The sequence below is a fragment of the Streptomyces sp. NPDC006208 genome, assembly GCF_040613775.1.
In the GTDB taxonomy this organism is placed as follows: domain Bacteria; phylum Actinomycetota; class Actinomycetes; order Streptomycetales; family Streptomycetaceae; genus Streptomyces.
Map to the genome: position 1 here is coordinate 151,884 of NZ_JBEXSW010000012.1, position 14,000 is coordinate 165,883.

Genomic DNA, 14,000 nt, shown 5'->3' on the forward strand with positions numbered 1-14,000 from the left:
CGGCGCGCAGCCCTGCCGCAGTCGCCGCGAGCCGCCGGACACCGGCTCGTTCGCGCTGAGCCCGGACGCGCTGCCTCTTAGGGCAGTCGGGTCTACCCCGACCGGTGCCCCTTCCCGGGCTGCCTGCGGGATGCGCTTCGGGACAGGGTTGTTCTGAGGAGGGCTGTCAGGATGCTGTCGGCACCGTCCCGGGGGTGCGCCCGGGAGGCGCGGGGGAAACGTCCGGCGGACGCGTGTGCTTGAAGGTGTTTTCCGCTCCGTTCGGGGGCGGCGAGGGCTGGGTCTGCTGCTCGCCATGGTGCTCGTGAGTGCGACACCTGCCGCGGGCCCCGACGTCACGGCTGCCGACCCCCCGCCTGCGCGGGCCGTCGACGAACTCCCGCCCGACCCGGGCCGGATCGCCTACGTCGGAGACGGCCCCCATCGCAGCGTGGCCACGATCGGCCCGCGCGGCGCCCTGACGTCACTGCTGCCGCCCGGCGCGGCGGGCAACGACTGCCAGGCATCGGCACGCGGCGACGACATGGTCTGGGTCAGCGACCGCAGCGGCACGGGGGAGGGGTTGTTCCGGCGCACCGGCGACGGACCGGTGACCCCCGTTGTGCAACTGGACGGCGGGCGGCTGGCCGATCCCGTGCTGTCCCCGGACCGGCGTTGGATCGCCTTCGTGTCGTGGGAGAACGACGACGGCGAGGGCAGCCGCACGTCGGCCGACCGCTGCGACGACTCCCGAGGCCGGTTCGGCGGTGCGCAGCCCTCCGTGTGGGTCGTCCGTACGGACGGCACGGGGCTGCGCGAGGCCGTCAGGAACGCGGACTGGGCCGACTGGTCCCCGGACGGCACCGAGTTCGTCTTCACACGGGACGAGCGGGCCTACCGTACGACCTTGGCCGCGGGCGGAGCCGAGGTCCCGGTCTCGTACGGGCAGACTCCCGCGGCCAGGCCGGTCTGGGAGCCCGCGGTCGCGGGCGGCAGGGACCGGATCGCGTACGTCACCCGCACCGGCCAGGGTCAGCAGGCGCTCGCCACGGTCCCCGCGGCCGGCCGCGGCGAGACACCGGCCGACGTCCTGGCCGTCGGGGAGCTCTACCAGGACGCACGCCACGGCGCCGCGTGGAACCCCGACGGCAAGCAGCTGGTGTTCCTGTCCGGTGAGCCGTACCTCGTCGATGCCAGGGCCGAGGCCTGCGGCACCTGCCGGGGCACACCGTTGTTCGACCCCGACGACGTGGTGCTGTACGAGACCGAGAACGTCGGCTGGTACAGCCCGGCCGGGGGCCGGCCCGTCGTCCTGGTGTCCGGGAAGGATCCCGAGGACTTCAACATCGAGAGCCAACGGGCCGCCGTGCCGCTGGACCGGCTCGAACTGCGGGCCGCACAGGGCCAGGAGAGCGCCCTGTCCGACCCCGCGTACGCGCCGGACGGGCGCAGGATGGCCTTCGTACGGACCACTGGGCGGCCGGAAGCACCGGACACCGAGCGGATCCTCGTGGGGGACGAGCTCGGGCTGGCCCGGGCGGTGCCGCTCCGGTACGAGGGGATGGACGAGGGGGAACACCAGGAGCGGCCGGCCTGGTCCCCGGACGGCACCAAGCTGGCCTTCGCACGATCGGCGCCTCCCGACCCCGACGTCCCGGATCCGGCTGCGGAGATCGTGGTCGTGGACATCTCCGGGGGACCGCAGGACGCACGGCTGCTCCACGTGGTGCCGGAGCGGACGAGGCCCGGCTACGTGTGCTACTCGGACGACCGTGACCCGGCCTGGTCACCGGACGGCGGCAAGCTCGCCTTCTCACGGTGGAGTTACTGCCGGGCGAGGATCAACGCGGTTCCGGGGGAACCATTGAAGGCGGCGGCCCCGGGTGGCGCCAGGATTGCCGTCGACGACAGCAGCGGCGGTACGTCGGACGGCGGCGGGCCGCCCCTCGACGACGGGCCGTCTTCGGACGACGGCGCCGGAACCTCCGACGGTCCCGTCCGGCTCCAGGGCGACACGCGTGACCGCCACATCTGGACGGCCGAGGCGAAGCCGGGCGGCGTGCAGTTCGACGTGTCCGCCGCGCAGTGCGGCAGCCCCGACTGCCGCGTGGTCGACGTACGGCCCGCCTACCGGCCCGGCACCGGCAGCATCGCCTTCGTCCGCCAGACCGGCGTGCCCAGCGAGCCCGTCCTGCGTGCTGCACCCGTCTCGGGCTACGAAGGGCCGCGGATGGTGCTGGAGGTGGGCGACGACGGCACCCGCTGCCGGGGGCTCGTGCCCTTCGGCGACGCATGCCCCCTCGCCGTGCCCGAGCCCGACGGCGACGGGCCGGGCCACGACATGCCGGACAACCCCGCCTGGTCGCCCGACGGCCAACGGCTGGCCGTCGATGTGGTGGTGTCCGGCTGGGACTCGGTGACCGACCGCCGGATCCGGGTGGTCAACCCGGCCGACGGCCGGGGAGAGACGCTGCCCGGCAAGCTCTACAACGGGCAGCAGCAGCCCACCTGGAAGCCGAGCTCCGACCTGCGGGTCCACCTCACCACGAACGACTCGCCGCTGATGCTGGGCGACACCGGCACGGTCGTCCTCGTCGTGTGGAACCACGGCGTCGCCGACTCGCCCCGGACCAGGGCCCGCGTCGAGCTCCCGACCGGGCTGGACTTCGTCGCGCCGTCCGACCCCGAGGGGGCTTGCGCGGCCGATCCGGCCGACGCCAGGCAACTGGCGTGCGACGCGGGCGTGCTGAAGTCCGGCACCAAGGTGCGGATCGAGCTGCGTGTGAAGGGCGTGGCGCCGGGTGCACAGACGATCGCCGCGACCGCGGAAGGCGGGCTGACCGACCATCAGCCGCAGGACAACACCGACGAGCTGGTGGTCCAGGTCGTGGTCCCGGACCTGGCGGTCACCGCCACGGCCACCCCGCCGGTCATCAAGATCCGCGAGCGGTCGACCGTCGAGTTCACGGTCCGCAACACCGGCACCGCCACCGCCGCGAACGCCCGGCTCACGCTGACCGTCCCGCCCGGCCTCACCCTCGTGTCCGGCACGGAATGCCCGGCCGCAGGCTGCGACCTGGGCAGTATCGCTCCCGCAGCGGAGAAGAAAGTCACCCTCGTCTACACAGCCGGGAACGCCTTCTCGGGGACCATCGAGGGCAGGGTCACCGCGACCACGCGGGACATCAACCCCGACAACGACCGCGCGTCGGTGGACCTGACCGTCGTCGACCCCCGGATGCCCGACCCGGCGATCACCGTGACCGCGACGCCCTCCCGGGTACTGACCGGTGACCGGTCGACCGTCGTCTACACCGTACGGAACCTCGGCGACGCCCCCGCGAAGTCGGTGCTGCTGACGCCCGTACTGCCGAGCGGGCTGACCGTCGTCACCGCCACACCCGCCTGCCCCGCAACCGGCTGCGCCCTCGGGGACCTGGCGCCAGGAGCCACGGTGACCGTGACCCGGGTGGTGACCGCGAGCAACGCCCTGCGCGGGTCCGTCGCCGGCACGGTCACCACTCCCGGCCCCGACACCGACCCGGGGAACAACTCCGCCTCGGCGCCGCTGACCGTGGACGAGCGGCCGACGCCCCCGCGGCGCTCCGCGGACCCGTCCGTGTCGGTGACCGCCGGGCCGCGCACCGCGTACTCGGGCGGCCGGATCACCGCCGAGGTGACCGTACGCAATGGCGGGCCGGTCACCGCGACCGGGCTGACACTGAAGGTTGCCGTGCCGCCCGGGCTCCGGGTCGTGTCGGTGTCCCGGCCGCCGTGCCTGACCGCTGACGGCTGCGGGCTCGGGAACCTGGCGCCCGCTGCCTCCACCACCGTACGACTGCAGCTGACGGCGGATCGGGCGCTGACCGGGACGATCACGGCGACGGTCACGACAACTGGCTCGGACAGCAATCCCGCCAACAACACGGCGAGCGCACCGCTGACCGTGCGCCGACCCGTGCTGCAGCTCAGCCCCGAGCTGGGACCGCCCGGTGCGGTCACCCAGGCCCGCGGCAGTTCCTTCCCGCCCGGGGCCACGGTCCGACTGCGCTGGAGCGAGGGCGTGACGCCGGCGTCTGCGCCGGTGGTGGTCCGGGCGGACGGGACCTGCTCGGCCCCGGTGCTCGTCCTCGTACAGGACGCGCTGGGGCCGCGGGACCTGCGGGCGACGCACGATGCAGTGCCCGTGCCGCTGTTCCGCGAAGTGAAGGCCGAGTACCTGGTGGTACCCGGAGTGCTGCAGCCGTCCGACTTCCAGTGGCGCAGGTGACCGGACATGATCCATGAAGTGGACGAGGCACTGCGGGACCTGGTGCGGGGGGAGGCGCTGGGGGAGGGCGCGGACGTCGAGGTCGTCTTCGACGCGCCGACCAGGGAGTGGGCGGCCCGGCGCAACACTCCCACCGTGAACCTGTACCTGTACGACATCCGCGAGGACCTGCGGCGACGCTCTCGCGGACGGCAGAACATCTACGACGAGCAGGGCCGGGTCACGGCCCGGACCCTGCCGCCGCGCTACTTCAAACTCTCGTACCTGATCAGCGCGTGGACGCAGCGGCCGGAGGACGAACACCGGCTGCTGTCCGCCCTGTTGGCATGCTTCCTGCGGCATGACGCCCTGCCGGGCGGACGACTCGGGCCCGAGCTGACGGCGACGGGGCTGCCGGTGCCGGTGTCGATCGCGCTGCCACCGCCGGAGGACCGGGCCTTCGCAGACGTGTGGTCGGCGCTGGGAGGGGAGCTGAAGCCTTCACTCGATGTGGTGGTGAGCGCGCCGGTCACCACGGCACCGGTCTACCCGGCGGGGCCACCGGTGGAGGAGGGGCTGGCGGTCGACCTGTCGGACGTCCATGCGCCGACCACGCCCCCGGCGTCCGTGCCGGTCCCGGCGCCGCGTGGCCCGCGACGCACGCGCCGCCCGGGCGACCGGACGGGAGCCTGATGGAACATCTGCTGGGACGGCTCGGGATCGTCGAGGCGCGGGTACGCCGGGCCGTGCAGGCACGACGGGCCGTGGACCCGGAAGCGGACGACCCCTTCCGGGGCCTGTACCTGTCGGAGGACGCGGTCCTGCGGATCCTGGACGAACCGGCGGCCGTGCCATGGCCGGACGACCCGGTGGACGTGCCCGACCGGGAGGCCCCGGAGCGGGCTGCCGAGTCCTCCAGGCTGTCCGCACTCCAACGGAACTTCGGCCTGACGCCGCTGGACGTGGAACTGCTGCTGATCGCGCTGGCACCGGACCTCGACCGCCGGTTCGAGCAGTTGTACGGCTACCTCAACGACGACGTGACGCGCCGGCGCCCGACGACTGGGCTGGCCCTGGGCCTGTGCGGGGTGGCCGCGGTCTCGGCAGGGGCGCGGGCCCGGCTGGCGGCCGACGCACCGCTGGTGGAGCGTGGCCTGCTGCTCGTCGAGGAGCCGGAGCGCCCCTTCCTGGGCCGGTCGTTGCGCGTCCCGGACCGGGTCACCAGCCATCTGCTGGGTGATGACGCCATGGACCCGGTACTGGTGGACGTGATGCGCCCGGCGCGGGCCGAGGCCCTGCCCGAGGGTGTCCTGGGCGATCTGCCGAAGCGGCTGGCCGGGGCCGTACGGGACGGGATCTCCCCGGTGTATCTACGGGAGCCTGCGGGCGGCACCGCGCAGGAGTTGGCCGTCGACGCCTTGGCCGGGGCGGGGCGCACGGCGTTCGTCCTCGACCTGGCACGGCTGGCCCGGCAGACCGGCCCCGAGGCGCTGGTCAGGGCGGTCGGCCGGGAGGCCGCGCTGGCAGGGGCGGGCCTGATCGCGGCCCCGGTGGAGGCGTTGACGGAGCGGCTGGAGCTGCTGCGGGCCCTGGCCGGACTGCCCGTACCGGTGGTGCTGGCAGGCCAGGCGGGCTGGGACCCGCAGTGGTCGGACCGCACGCCCCTGCTGGTGGAGGTCGGGCGGCTGGGGGCCGCGTCGCGAGCGGCTCTGTGGCGGAAGGTGCTGGGTGACGGGAGCACGGGGGACGCCGTGGCGGCCTTCGTCCTCACCCCCGAGCAGATGCGGCGCGCGGCGTCGACGGCACGACAACAGGCGGTCCTGGCGGGCGGCCCGGCGGGCGAGGCGGAACTGCTCCACGGGGCACGGGCGCAGAACACCTCCGGTCTGGAACGGCTCGCCCGCCGGATCCAGCCGGCGGTGGGCTGGGACGACCTCGTACTCCCGCCGGGCGTACTGCGCCAGTTGCGGGAGCTGGCAGCACGGGCCAGGCACCGTGACCAGGTGCTGGGGGACTGGGCGATGCGGCCGGGCGGCGGGCGCGGGCGCGGGGTGATGGCGCTCTTCGCCGGGGACTCGGGCACCGGCAAGACGATGTCGGCGGAGGTCATCGCCGGGGCGCTGGGACTGGACCTGTACACGGTCGATCTGGCGACGGTCGTGGACAAGTACGTGGGGGAGACGGAGAAGAACCTGGAGCGGATCTTCACGGAGGCGGCCGGCGTCAACGGGGTGCTCCTCTTCGACGAGGCGGACGCGGTCTTCGGCAAGCGCTCAGAGGTGAAGGACGCGCACGACCGCTACGCCAATGTGGAGAGCGCGTATCTGCTGCAGCGGATGGAAACCTTCGACGGGCTGGCGGTGTTGGCGACGAACCTGCGGGCGAACCTGGACCAGGCGTTCACGCGCCGCTTGGACCTGGTGGTGGACTTCCCGCTGCCGGACGCGGAGCAGCGAGAGGCGCTGTGGGACCGCTGCCTGGGCACGGCGCTCCCGCGAGCGGACGACATCGACCTGGCCTTCTGCGGGAGGGCGTTCGAGCTGGCGGGTGGAGACATCCGCTCGGCGGCGGTCACGGCGGCCTACCTGGCGGCGGAGGCTGAGCGTCCGGTCTCGATGGCGGATCTGGTGGCAGCGGTGGCGAGGGAGTACCGGAAGCTGGGCCGGCTGTGCCTGGAGAGCGAGTTCGGGCCGTATGTGGGCCTTGTGCGGTAGCCGTCGACCGGTGCCGTCTGCCCGAAGGGGCAGTTGGCCGTGCCCCCACGGGACACCGGAGGCCTCTACCCGAGAGGCGCCGCACGGCGGATGGTGGCGGGTGAGCAAGGCGAACCGAGCCCTCACAGCGGCACCCGGGTCAGGGGGAGAGATGCAGGGACACGAACACGGCCACGAGCACGACACGGAGTGCGTGGCCGGTCCGCGGCCCAAGGCCGAGCAGGAGAACACGGGCGCCCCCGATGCCCTGCTGCTCAAGGCGGCAGCCGGCGGGCGGGCCGATGTGCTCGGCCCCGGCGGGATGCTGCGACTGCAACGCGCGCTCGGCAACAGCGGTGTCGGGGCGGCGGTGCAGCGCTCTTCCGTCCACGACGTGGTGAACTCCGGGGGCGGCCGGCCGCTCGATGCCGAGGTCCGTGCCGACATGGAGGCCCGGCTCGGGCACGACTTCGGCGACGTACGGGTTCACACGGACTCCGCCGCGCATGAATCGGCGAAATCGGTCAACGCCCATGCGTACACGGCGGGTTCGCACGTCGTCTTCCAGCGGGACGCGTACGATCCCGGCTCCGACCAGGGCCGTACGACTCTGGCGCATGAGCTGACGCATGTCGTGCAGCAGCGGTCGGGCCCGGTGGACGGCACGGAGACCGCCGGGGGCATCAAGGTCAGCGATCCGTCCGACCGGTTCGAGCGCGAGGCCGTGGCCAATGCCGAACGAGTGATGGCCGCCCCGGCTCCCGTGGTCCCCGCCGCCCCCGTGCAGCGGGAGGCCGAAGAGGGCCAGGAGGCTTCCGTCCAGGGCATGTTCGTGCAGCGCGCGGCGGCCGAGGAGGCCGAAGAGGACGAGGCCCCGGCGGAGTAGGGGTGAAGGCCACAGCGGACCGGGCCGCCGGGGACGAGCCCGCACGGGAGACCAAGGCGCCGCTGCGCCGGGCTCCGGACGGCGGGCCGGGCGCGGTCACCCGGCCCCGGGCACTGGACCCACGAGCGGTGCAGCGGCTGCAGGCCCGTGCGGGGAACGCCGCAGTGGCCCGCCTCGTGGCGAAGCCGCAGCCCGCACCCGTACAGCGGCTGGACTCCGGCTCCGCGCTGCCCGTGGCACCCACCGGCCTGACACCGGAGACGGACCCGCGCTTCCAGAAGGTCGCAGGGGACATCCGGGCCAAGAAGAACGCCCTGGCGGCCCATCCGAGTGCGTCGTCCCAGGTGAAGGCCGCCCAGGACGCGGCGAAGCCGCCCGGGGACGACAAGGAGGCGCAGGCCAAGGCAGCGCAGGCCGGGGAGATGGGCGCGGCGAAGCCCGGCACGTTCAACAAGGAGGCCTTCATCGCGGCCGTGTCCGCCGCGATCGCGGCGAAGGCGCCCAAGACCCTGGACGAGGCCGACACGTTCACCCGGTCGGGCAAGACGGACGAGATCAAGTCCCAGGTCTCCGGCCAGGTGAAGGCGGGCAAGGAGGGCTCGGCCAAGGACATCACCGAGAAGACCGCCAAGGCCCCCGACGAGTCGAAGGCCGTCGAGAAGCCCGTCACCCCGCTGCCGGGACAGCCGACACCGTCCACGCCCGCGCCCCCGGACCCCAAGGCGGCCGCGGTGGCCAAGGCCCCGCCCGAGCAGACCGACCTGAGTACGGGGCCCAAGGAGACCGACGCCATGATGGCGGAGGCCAAGGTCACCCCGGAGCAACTCGCGCACTCCAACGAGCCGCAGTTCAAGGAGGCGCTGGACGCGAAGAAGGCGACCGACGCGCACGCGGCGACGGCACCCGACCAGTTCCGGGCGGCGGAGCGGGTCCGGGTGGCCGCCGAGCAAGGCGGCGCGGCCGCAGCGGGCCCGGCCGGCATCCAGGCCATGACGACGGCGAAGGCGGGTGCCGCGCAGCAGGTCGCGGCGGGCCAGGGCACCGCGCAGTCCAAGGAGGAGCAGGAGCGGGCGCGCGTCGCGGCGGAGATCAGGGGGATCTTCGACACGTCGAAGAAGGAGGTCGAGGGCATCCTCGGCGCCCTCGACACCGAGGTCGAGACAGCGTTCGACAACGGGCAGAAGGCGGCGAAGGCCGCCTTCGACGCCGACCACCAGACCAAGATGAAGGCCTGGAAGGACGAGCGCTACTCGGGCATCACGGGGGCGGCCCGCTGGCTCGCCGACGCGGTGCTGGACCCGCCGCCGCGCGCCAACCAGATCTTCGCCGAGGCGCGACTGGTCTACGAGCGCGAGATGCGGGCGGTCATCTCGAACATCGCGGACCTGATCGGCAAGCGGCTGGCCGACGCGTCGAACGCGATCGCACGAGGCAAGCAGAAGATCGCCGACAAGGTCGCCGAACAGCCCAAGAACCTACGGCAGTTCGCGCAGCAGGCGGCGAACGACATCGGCGGGGAGTTCGAGCAGCTCGAGTCCTCGGTCTCGGAGAAGTCCCAGAGCCTGGTGCAGGACCTGGCGGACAAGTACGTCTCGGCGCGCAATGACCTCGACGAGGAGATCAAGAAGCTTCAGGAGGAGAACAAGGGCCTGCTGAGCAAGGCGAAGGACGCGATCGCGGAGACCGCCGCGACCGTTCTGAAGCTGAAGGACATGCTCCTCGGCGTCCTGGCCCGGGCCGCCGGTGCGATCGACAAGATCATTTCCAACCCGATCGGCTTCCTCGGTAACCTTCTCAACGCGGTCAAAGCGGGCGTGACGGGCTTCGCCGCGCGGATCGGTGAACACCTCAAGAACGGCCTCAAGCAGTGGCTGTTCGGCCAGCTCTCGGCGGGCGGCATCGAGATCCCGGAAACCTTCGACGCCAAGGGCATCATCAAGCTGATCCTCTCCATCCTGGGCCTGACCTGGTCCAACATCCGCGCCCGCATCGTGGCCCGGATCGGCGAGCGTGCGATGGGGGCCCTGGAGACCGGCTTCGAGATGGTCAAGGTCCTGGTGACGGAGGGCGTCGGCGGCCTCTGGAAGTGGATCGTCGAGAAGCTGTCCGACCTCAAGGACACGGTCATCGGCGCGATCAAGGACTTCGTGACCGAGAAGATCGTCACGGCGGGCATCACGTGGATCGTCTCCATGCTGAACCCGGCATCGGCGTTCGTGCGGGCCTGCAAGGCGATCTACGACGTGGTGATGTTCTTCGTGAACCGCGCGGCGCAGATCAAGAGCTTCGTCGACTCCGTCCTCGACTCCGTCGAAGGCATCGCGCGAGGCGGTGGCGGAGGCGTCCCGGCCCTGATCGAGCAGAGCCTGGCGAAGGCGGTCCCGGTGGTCCTGGACTTCCTGGCCAGCCTGCTGGGGCTGGGCGGCATCTCGGCGAAGATCAAGGAGATCCTGCAGAAGGTCCAGGCGCCTGTGATGAAGGCGGTCGACTGGGTCATCGACAAGATCGTCAGCGCGGGAAAGAGGATTCTGCGGTCCCTGAGGGGCGGGGGCGCGGACACCGAGCAGAGCAGGCAGGTCAAGGCGCTGGCCCGCAGCAGGCTGCAGCAGGCCTGGCCGACCGTCCACGACGAGGCCGGACTGCACCGGGTCGTGGCGGGCATCGCCGGCGACTTGCGGGGGCAGGGCCTGAAGAGGCTAGAGGTGGTCAAGCGAGGGGATGAGGGCTTCGAGGTCCTGGCCACGGCGAGTCCGACCAGCGGCGCGGGCAAGGTGACACTGAAGCAGCAGGCCACGGTCCGCTGCGAGGCGACCGTCACCTTCGAGGAGCCGCCCGCTATCGACGAGCGGTTCGGCTCGCAGGCCCTGAAGGACGGGAATGGCCGCGTCGTCATGCAGAACGGCAGCCCGGTCATGGTCCCCAACTCCCTCCCGGCGGCGATCGAGGGGCATGGAGGCACGACCAGGCGCGGTACTCAGATCGGTGGCCAGATCCTCCCCATGAAGCCGGGTGCGAAGGTCGCCAAGGTGGAGACGTGGAACACCCGGGACCCTGTCAAGGACTCCCACAAGAGCCATGCCGAGTACCAGTTCGCGACATGGCTGGAAAAGACGGTGAAGCGGGGCTCGAAGGTGACCGAGCTCAGCCTGCGGGTCGTCGGTAAGGGGCCCTGCCCGGGCTGCACGGGCACCCTGAACGAGCTGCTGGCCCGGCTCGGTGGCGGTGGCGCAGTCGCCGCCTCGATCAGCTACGACGCCAAGGAGCACAAGGGCTGGGAGGGGACTGGAACCAACGCCGCGGAGACCCTGCTCGGTGGGCAGTGGGAAGTGAACGGCAAGAAGCTGGCCGCCAAGCTGGAGTAGCCGCTTGCCCGAAGGGGCACCCCGGGATTCCCCCAGGGCCGTACGACAGGTCATGACCTTGAAGGCGCACGCGGCGCACGCTTGGGGCGACCGTTACGTCCCAGGGGAGGGCCAGGATGCCGTCGTACCTGTCACCAGGCGTCTACGTCGAAGAGGTCGAGGCCGGCTCGCGCCCGATCGAAGGCGTCGGGACCGCCGTGGCCGCCTTCGTCGGGCTGGCGGCCGAGGGGCCGTACAACACGCCGACCCTGGTGACGAACTGGAGCCAGTTCACCTCCACCTTCGGGGACTTCCTGGAGGGGTCGTACCTTGCCCATGCCGTCTACGGCTACTTCCTCAACGGGGGCGGGACCTGTTACGTCGTACGGATCGGCGGGGACGCCGCGCCTGCCGCCCAGGAGTCGCGGCCCGCGGCCGCTGCCGGGAAGCGGGGGAAGGCAGGGTCGCTGCCCGCGGGGCCGCGCAGTGCGCTCGGGGGGTTTCAGGTCGCCGCCCTGGAGGGGACGGGCGAGGGGATCGCTGTCGAGGTGGCCGATGCCAAGGGGGACTCCCCCGGCGAGGACGCCTTCACGCTGAACGTGAAGCGGGGGGACCGGGTCGAGGAGACCTGGGAGGTCTCCGCCAAGCGGAGCCAGCGCAACTACGTGGTGACGGTGGTACGGGACAAGTCACGGCTGATCACCGTGGAGGACGCCGGTCCCGCGCAGGCGCTGGACCGGCCCGAGAACCAGACGGTGGGTCTCGCCCCGGCGCCCGCGCCCGCCGCTCCGGCCGCCGTTCCGGCGGTCCTCAGCCCGTCCGACTACGTCGGCAGCACCGACGAACGCACCGGGTTCGGCGGCCTGGAGACCATCGACGAGATCACGATGCTGGCCGTGCCGGACCTGATGAGCGCCTACCAGCAGGGCGCGCTGGATGCCGAGGGCGTCAAGGCCGTCCAGCTGGCGATGATCGCGCACTGTGAACTGATGGGGAACCGCGTGGCGATCCTCGACCCGCTGCCGGACCTCTCGCCGCAGCGGGTCAAGGACTGGCGGATGACGGGCGCCGGATACGACTCCAAGTACGCGGCCCTGTACTACCCCTGGGTGAAGGTGGCCGACCCCACGGCCCCGAACCAGACGAAGTTCGTCCCGCCGAGCGGGGCCATGGCGGGCGTATGGGCCAGGAACGACGAGAGCCGCGGCGTGCACAAGGCCCCGGCCAACGAGGTCGTGCGAGGAGCCGTGGACCTGGCGGTCCATCTGACCAAGGCCGAGCAGGATCTGCTCAATCCGATCGGTGTGAACTGCATCCGCAGCTTCCCGGGACGCGGAGTCCGGGTGTGGGGCGCGCGGACCCTGTCGTCCGACCCGGCCTGGCGCTACCTCAACGTCCGGCGGCTGTTCAACTACATCGAGGAGTCGATCCTCATCGGCACCCAGTGGGTGGTCTTCGAACCGAACGACGACGCCCTGTGGGCCCGTGTCCGGCGGACCATCTCGGCCTTCCTGGTCAACGAGTGGCGCAGGGGCGCCCTGTTCGGGCTGACGCCCGACGAGGCCTTCTACGTGAAGTGCGACCGCGAGACGAACCCGGCCGAGGGGATCGACGCCGGTCAGGTGGTCTGCGAGATCGGGATCGCGCCCGTGAAGCCGGCCGAGTTCGTGATCTTCCGGCTGGCCCAGTTCTCGGGCGGCACCAGCCTCGTCAACGAGTAGAGCAGCCAAGCAGAGCATGAGCAGGTAAGGGGCGGATGGCATGGCACTGCCGGACATGGACACCTCGGTCGGTCACTCCTTCGGGCTGGAGATCGACGGGGTCGTCATCAAGCAGATCAACGAGGTGACGGGCCTGAAGATGGAGCAGGACGTCATCGAGCTGAAGCAGAACACGGCTGACGGCAAGTACGTCATCAAGAAGCTGCCGGGCCGGCCGAAGGCGGGCGAGGTCACGCTGACGCGCGGTCTGACCGCGGACAACAACTTCGAGAAATGGATCAAGGACGCCCGGTTCGGGAAGATGGGCACGGCCCGCAAGGGCGGCGCGATCATCGTCTTCGACTACGAAGGCCAGGCGATCAAGCGCTACACCCTGGTGAACGCCTGGCCCAAGAGCCTGGAGATCAGCTCGCTGAAGGCGGGCGACACCAGTGTCCTGACCGAGAAGCTCGTCATCACGTACGAGCAGATGGACGTGGCGTGATCGCCTGATGCGACGGAAGATTGCGCCGACGGCGGCCGCCGGGGAGAAGGCCGAGGCGGCGGTCGAAACGGTCGAGGCGGCCGAGGCGGTCCAGGCCCCGGCTGGGGGCGGAGCCGACTCGATGCGGACCGAGTTCAGCTTCGAACTGCCCCGCGGATACGTCGACGAGGCAGGGCGGGTGCACCGCAGCGGGGTGATGCGGCTCGCCACTGCGCGCGACGAACTCGTACCGCTTCGGGACGACAGGGTGCGCGAGAACCCTGCGTATCTGTCGGTGGTGCTGATAGGGCGGGTGGTGGAGCGGATCGGCTCGGTGACGAATATCCACGCGGGTGTCATCGAGGACCTGTTCGCCTCGGACCTGGCGTTCCTGCAGGACTTCTATCGGCGGATCAACGCCGAGGGGCATACCCGGGCGCAGGTGACGTGCCCGTCGTGTGACACGGCCTTCGCGGTCGACCTTGCGGGTGGTGGGCGCCTGGGGGAATCGTGATGTACGCGACGGAGCAGCTGTACGACGAAGTCGCGTACATCGCCTACCACTTCCACTGGCCGATGGATGTGATCCTCGACCTGGAACACCTTGAGCGGCGCCGGTACGTCGACCAGATTGCGCGGCTGAACCGGCTGGCCGGGGGGCGGTGAGC

General features: G+C 71.6%; 9 protein-coding genes. All 9 read left to right on the plus strand.

The window, feature by feature from the left end; genetic code table 11:
- Positions 1 to 304: 304 nt before the first annotated feature.
- The 9 genes from ABZ208_RS12450 to ABZ208_RS12490 all read left to right on the plus strand — a co-directional run bounded on the left by ABZ208_RS12450 (position 305) and on the right by ABZ208_RS12490 (position 13,998).
- Positions 305 to 4,249 carry a hypothetical protein gene (locus ABZ208_RS12450; RefSeq protein WP_356909429.1) on the plus strand — a complete coding sequence of 1,315 codons (3,945 nt, stop codon included), beginning with the start codon at positions 305 to 307 and terminating at the stop codon, positions 4,247 to 4,249.
- Between the two features lie 6 nt (positions 4,250 to 4,255).
- On the plus strand, positions 4,256 to 4,921 hold the full coding sequence (locus ABZ208_RS12455; protein ID WP_356909430.1) for a DUF4255 domain-containing protein: 666 nt from the start codon (positions 4,256 to 4,258) through the stop codon (positions 4,919 to 4,921).
- On the plus strand, positions 4,921 to 6,942 hold the full coding sequence (locus ABZ208_RS12460; RefSeq protein ID WP_356909431.1) for an ATP-binding protein: 2,022 nt from the start codon (positions 4,921 to 4,923) through the stop codon (positions 6,940 to 6,942). Before ABZ208_RS12455 ends, ABZ208_RS12460 begins: the two co-directional genes overlap by 1 nt.
- A 151-nt stretch (positions 6,943 to 7,093) precedes the next feature.
- Positions 7,094 to 7,807, plus strand: a complete 714-nt coding sequence (locus tag ABZ208_RS12465; protein ID WP_356909432.1) for a DUF4157 domain-containing protein — start codon at positions 7,094 to 7,096, stop codon at positions 7,805 to 7,807.
- Positions 7,808 to 7,809: 2 nt separating this feature from the next.
- Positions 7,810 to 11,169, plus strand: a complete 3,360-nt coding sequence (locus ABZ208_RS12470; protein ID WP_356909433.1) for a hypothetical protein — start codon at positions 7,810 to 7,812, stop codon at positions 11,167 to 11,169.
- A gap of 116 nt (positions 11,170 to 11,285) precedes the next feature.
- The gene (locus ABZ208_RS12475) at positions 11,286 to 12,869 is read left to right on the plus strand and encodes a phage tail sheath subtilisin-like domain-containing protein (RefSeq protein ID WP_356909434.1); all 1,584 of its coding nucleotides are present in this window, start codon (positions 11,286 to 11,288) and stop codon (positions 12,867 to 12,869) included.
- A gap of 40 nt (positions 12,870 to 12,909) precedes the next feature.
- Positions 12,910 to 13,353 (plus strand): phage tail protein, encoded by a 444-nt coding sequence (locus ABZ208_RS12480; RefSeq protein ID WP_100110404.1) that lies wholly within the window; start codon positions 12,910 to 12,912, stop codon positions 13,351 to 13,353.
- 7 nt (positions 13,354 to 13,360) lie between these two features.
- A complete protein-coding gene (locus tag ABZ208_RS12485; protein ID WP_356909435.1) occupies positions 13,361 to 13,846 on the plus strand; it encodes a hypothetical protein in 486 nt (161 codons plus the stop codon).
- Positions 13,843 to 13,998 (plus strand): DUF6760 family protein, encoded by a 156-nt coding sequence (locus tag ABZ208_RS12490; protein WP_328667510.1) that lies wholly within the window; start codon positions 13,843 to 13,845, stop codon positions 13,996 to 13,998. The genes ABZ208_RS12485 and ABZ208_RS12490 overlap by 4 nt, the downstream gene beginning before the upstream one ends.
- Positions 13,999 to 14,000: the final 2 nt, after the last annotated feature.

Excerpts from the sequence above, each read along its gene's own strand:
- ABZ208_RS12455 (WP_356909430.1), top strand. The coding sequence starts at position 4,256 with ATGATCCATGAAGTGGACGAGGCACTGCGGGACCTGGTGCGGGGGGAG.
- ABZ208_RS12485 (WP_356909435.1), top strand. The coding sequence starts at position 13,361 with ATGCGACGGAAGATTGCGCCGACGGCGGCCGCCGGGGAGAAGGCCGAG.
- ABZ208_RS12475 (WP_356909434.1), top strand. The coding sequence starts at position 11,286 with ATGCCGTCGTACCTGTCACCAGGCGTCTACGTCGAAGAGGTCGAGGCC.
- ABZ208_RS12460 (WP_356909431.1), top strand. The coding sequence starts at position 4,921 with ATGGAACATCTGCTGGGACGGCTCGGGATCGTCGAGGCGCGGGTACGC.
- ABZ208_RS12465 (WP_356909432.1), top strand. The coding sequence starts at position 7,094 with ATGCAGGGACACGAACACGGCCACGAGCACGACACGGAGTGCGTGGCC.
- ABZ208_RS12480 (WP_100110404.1), top strand. The coding sequence starts at position 12,910 with ATGGCACTGCCGGACATGGACACCTCGGTCGGTCACTCCTTCGGGCTG.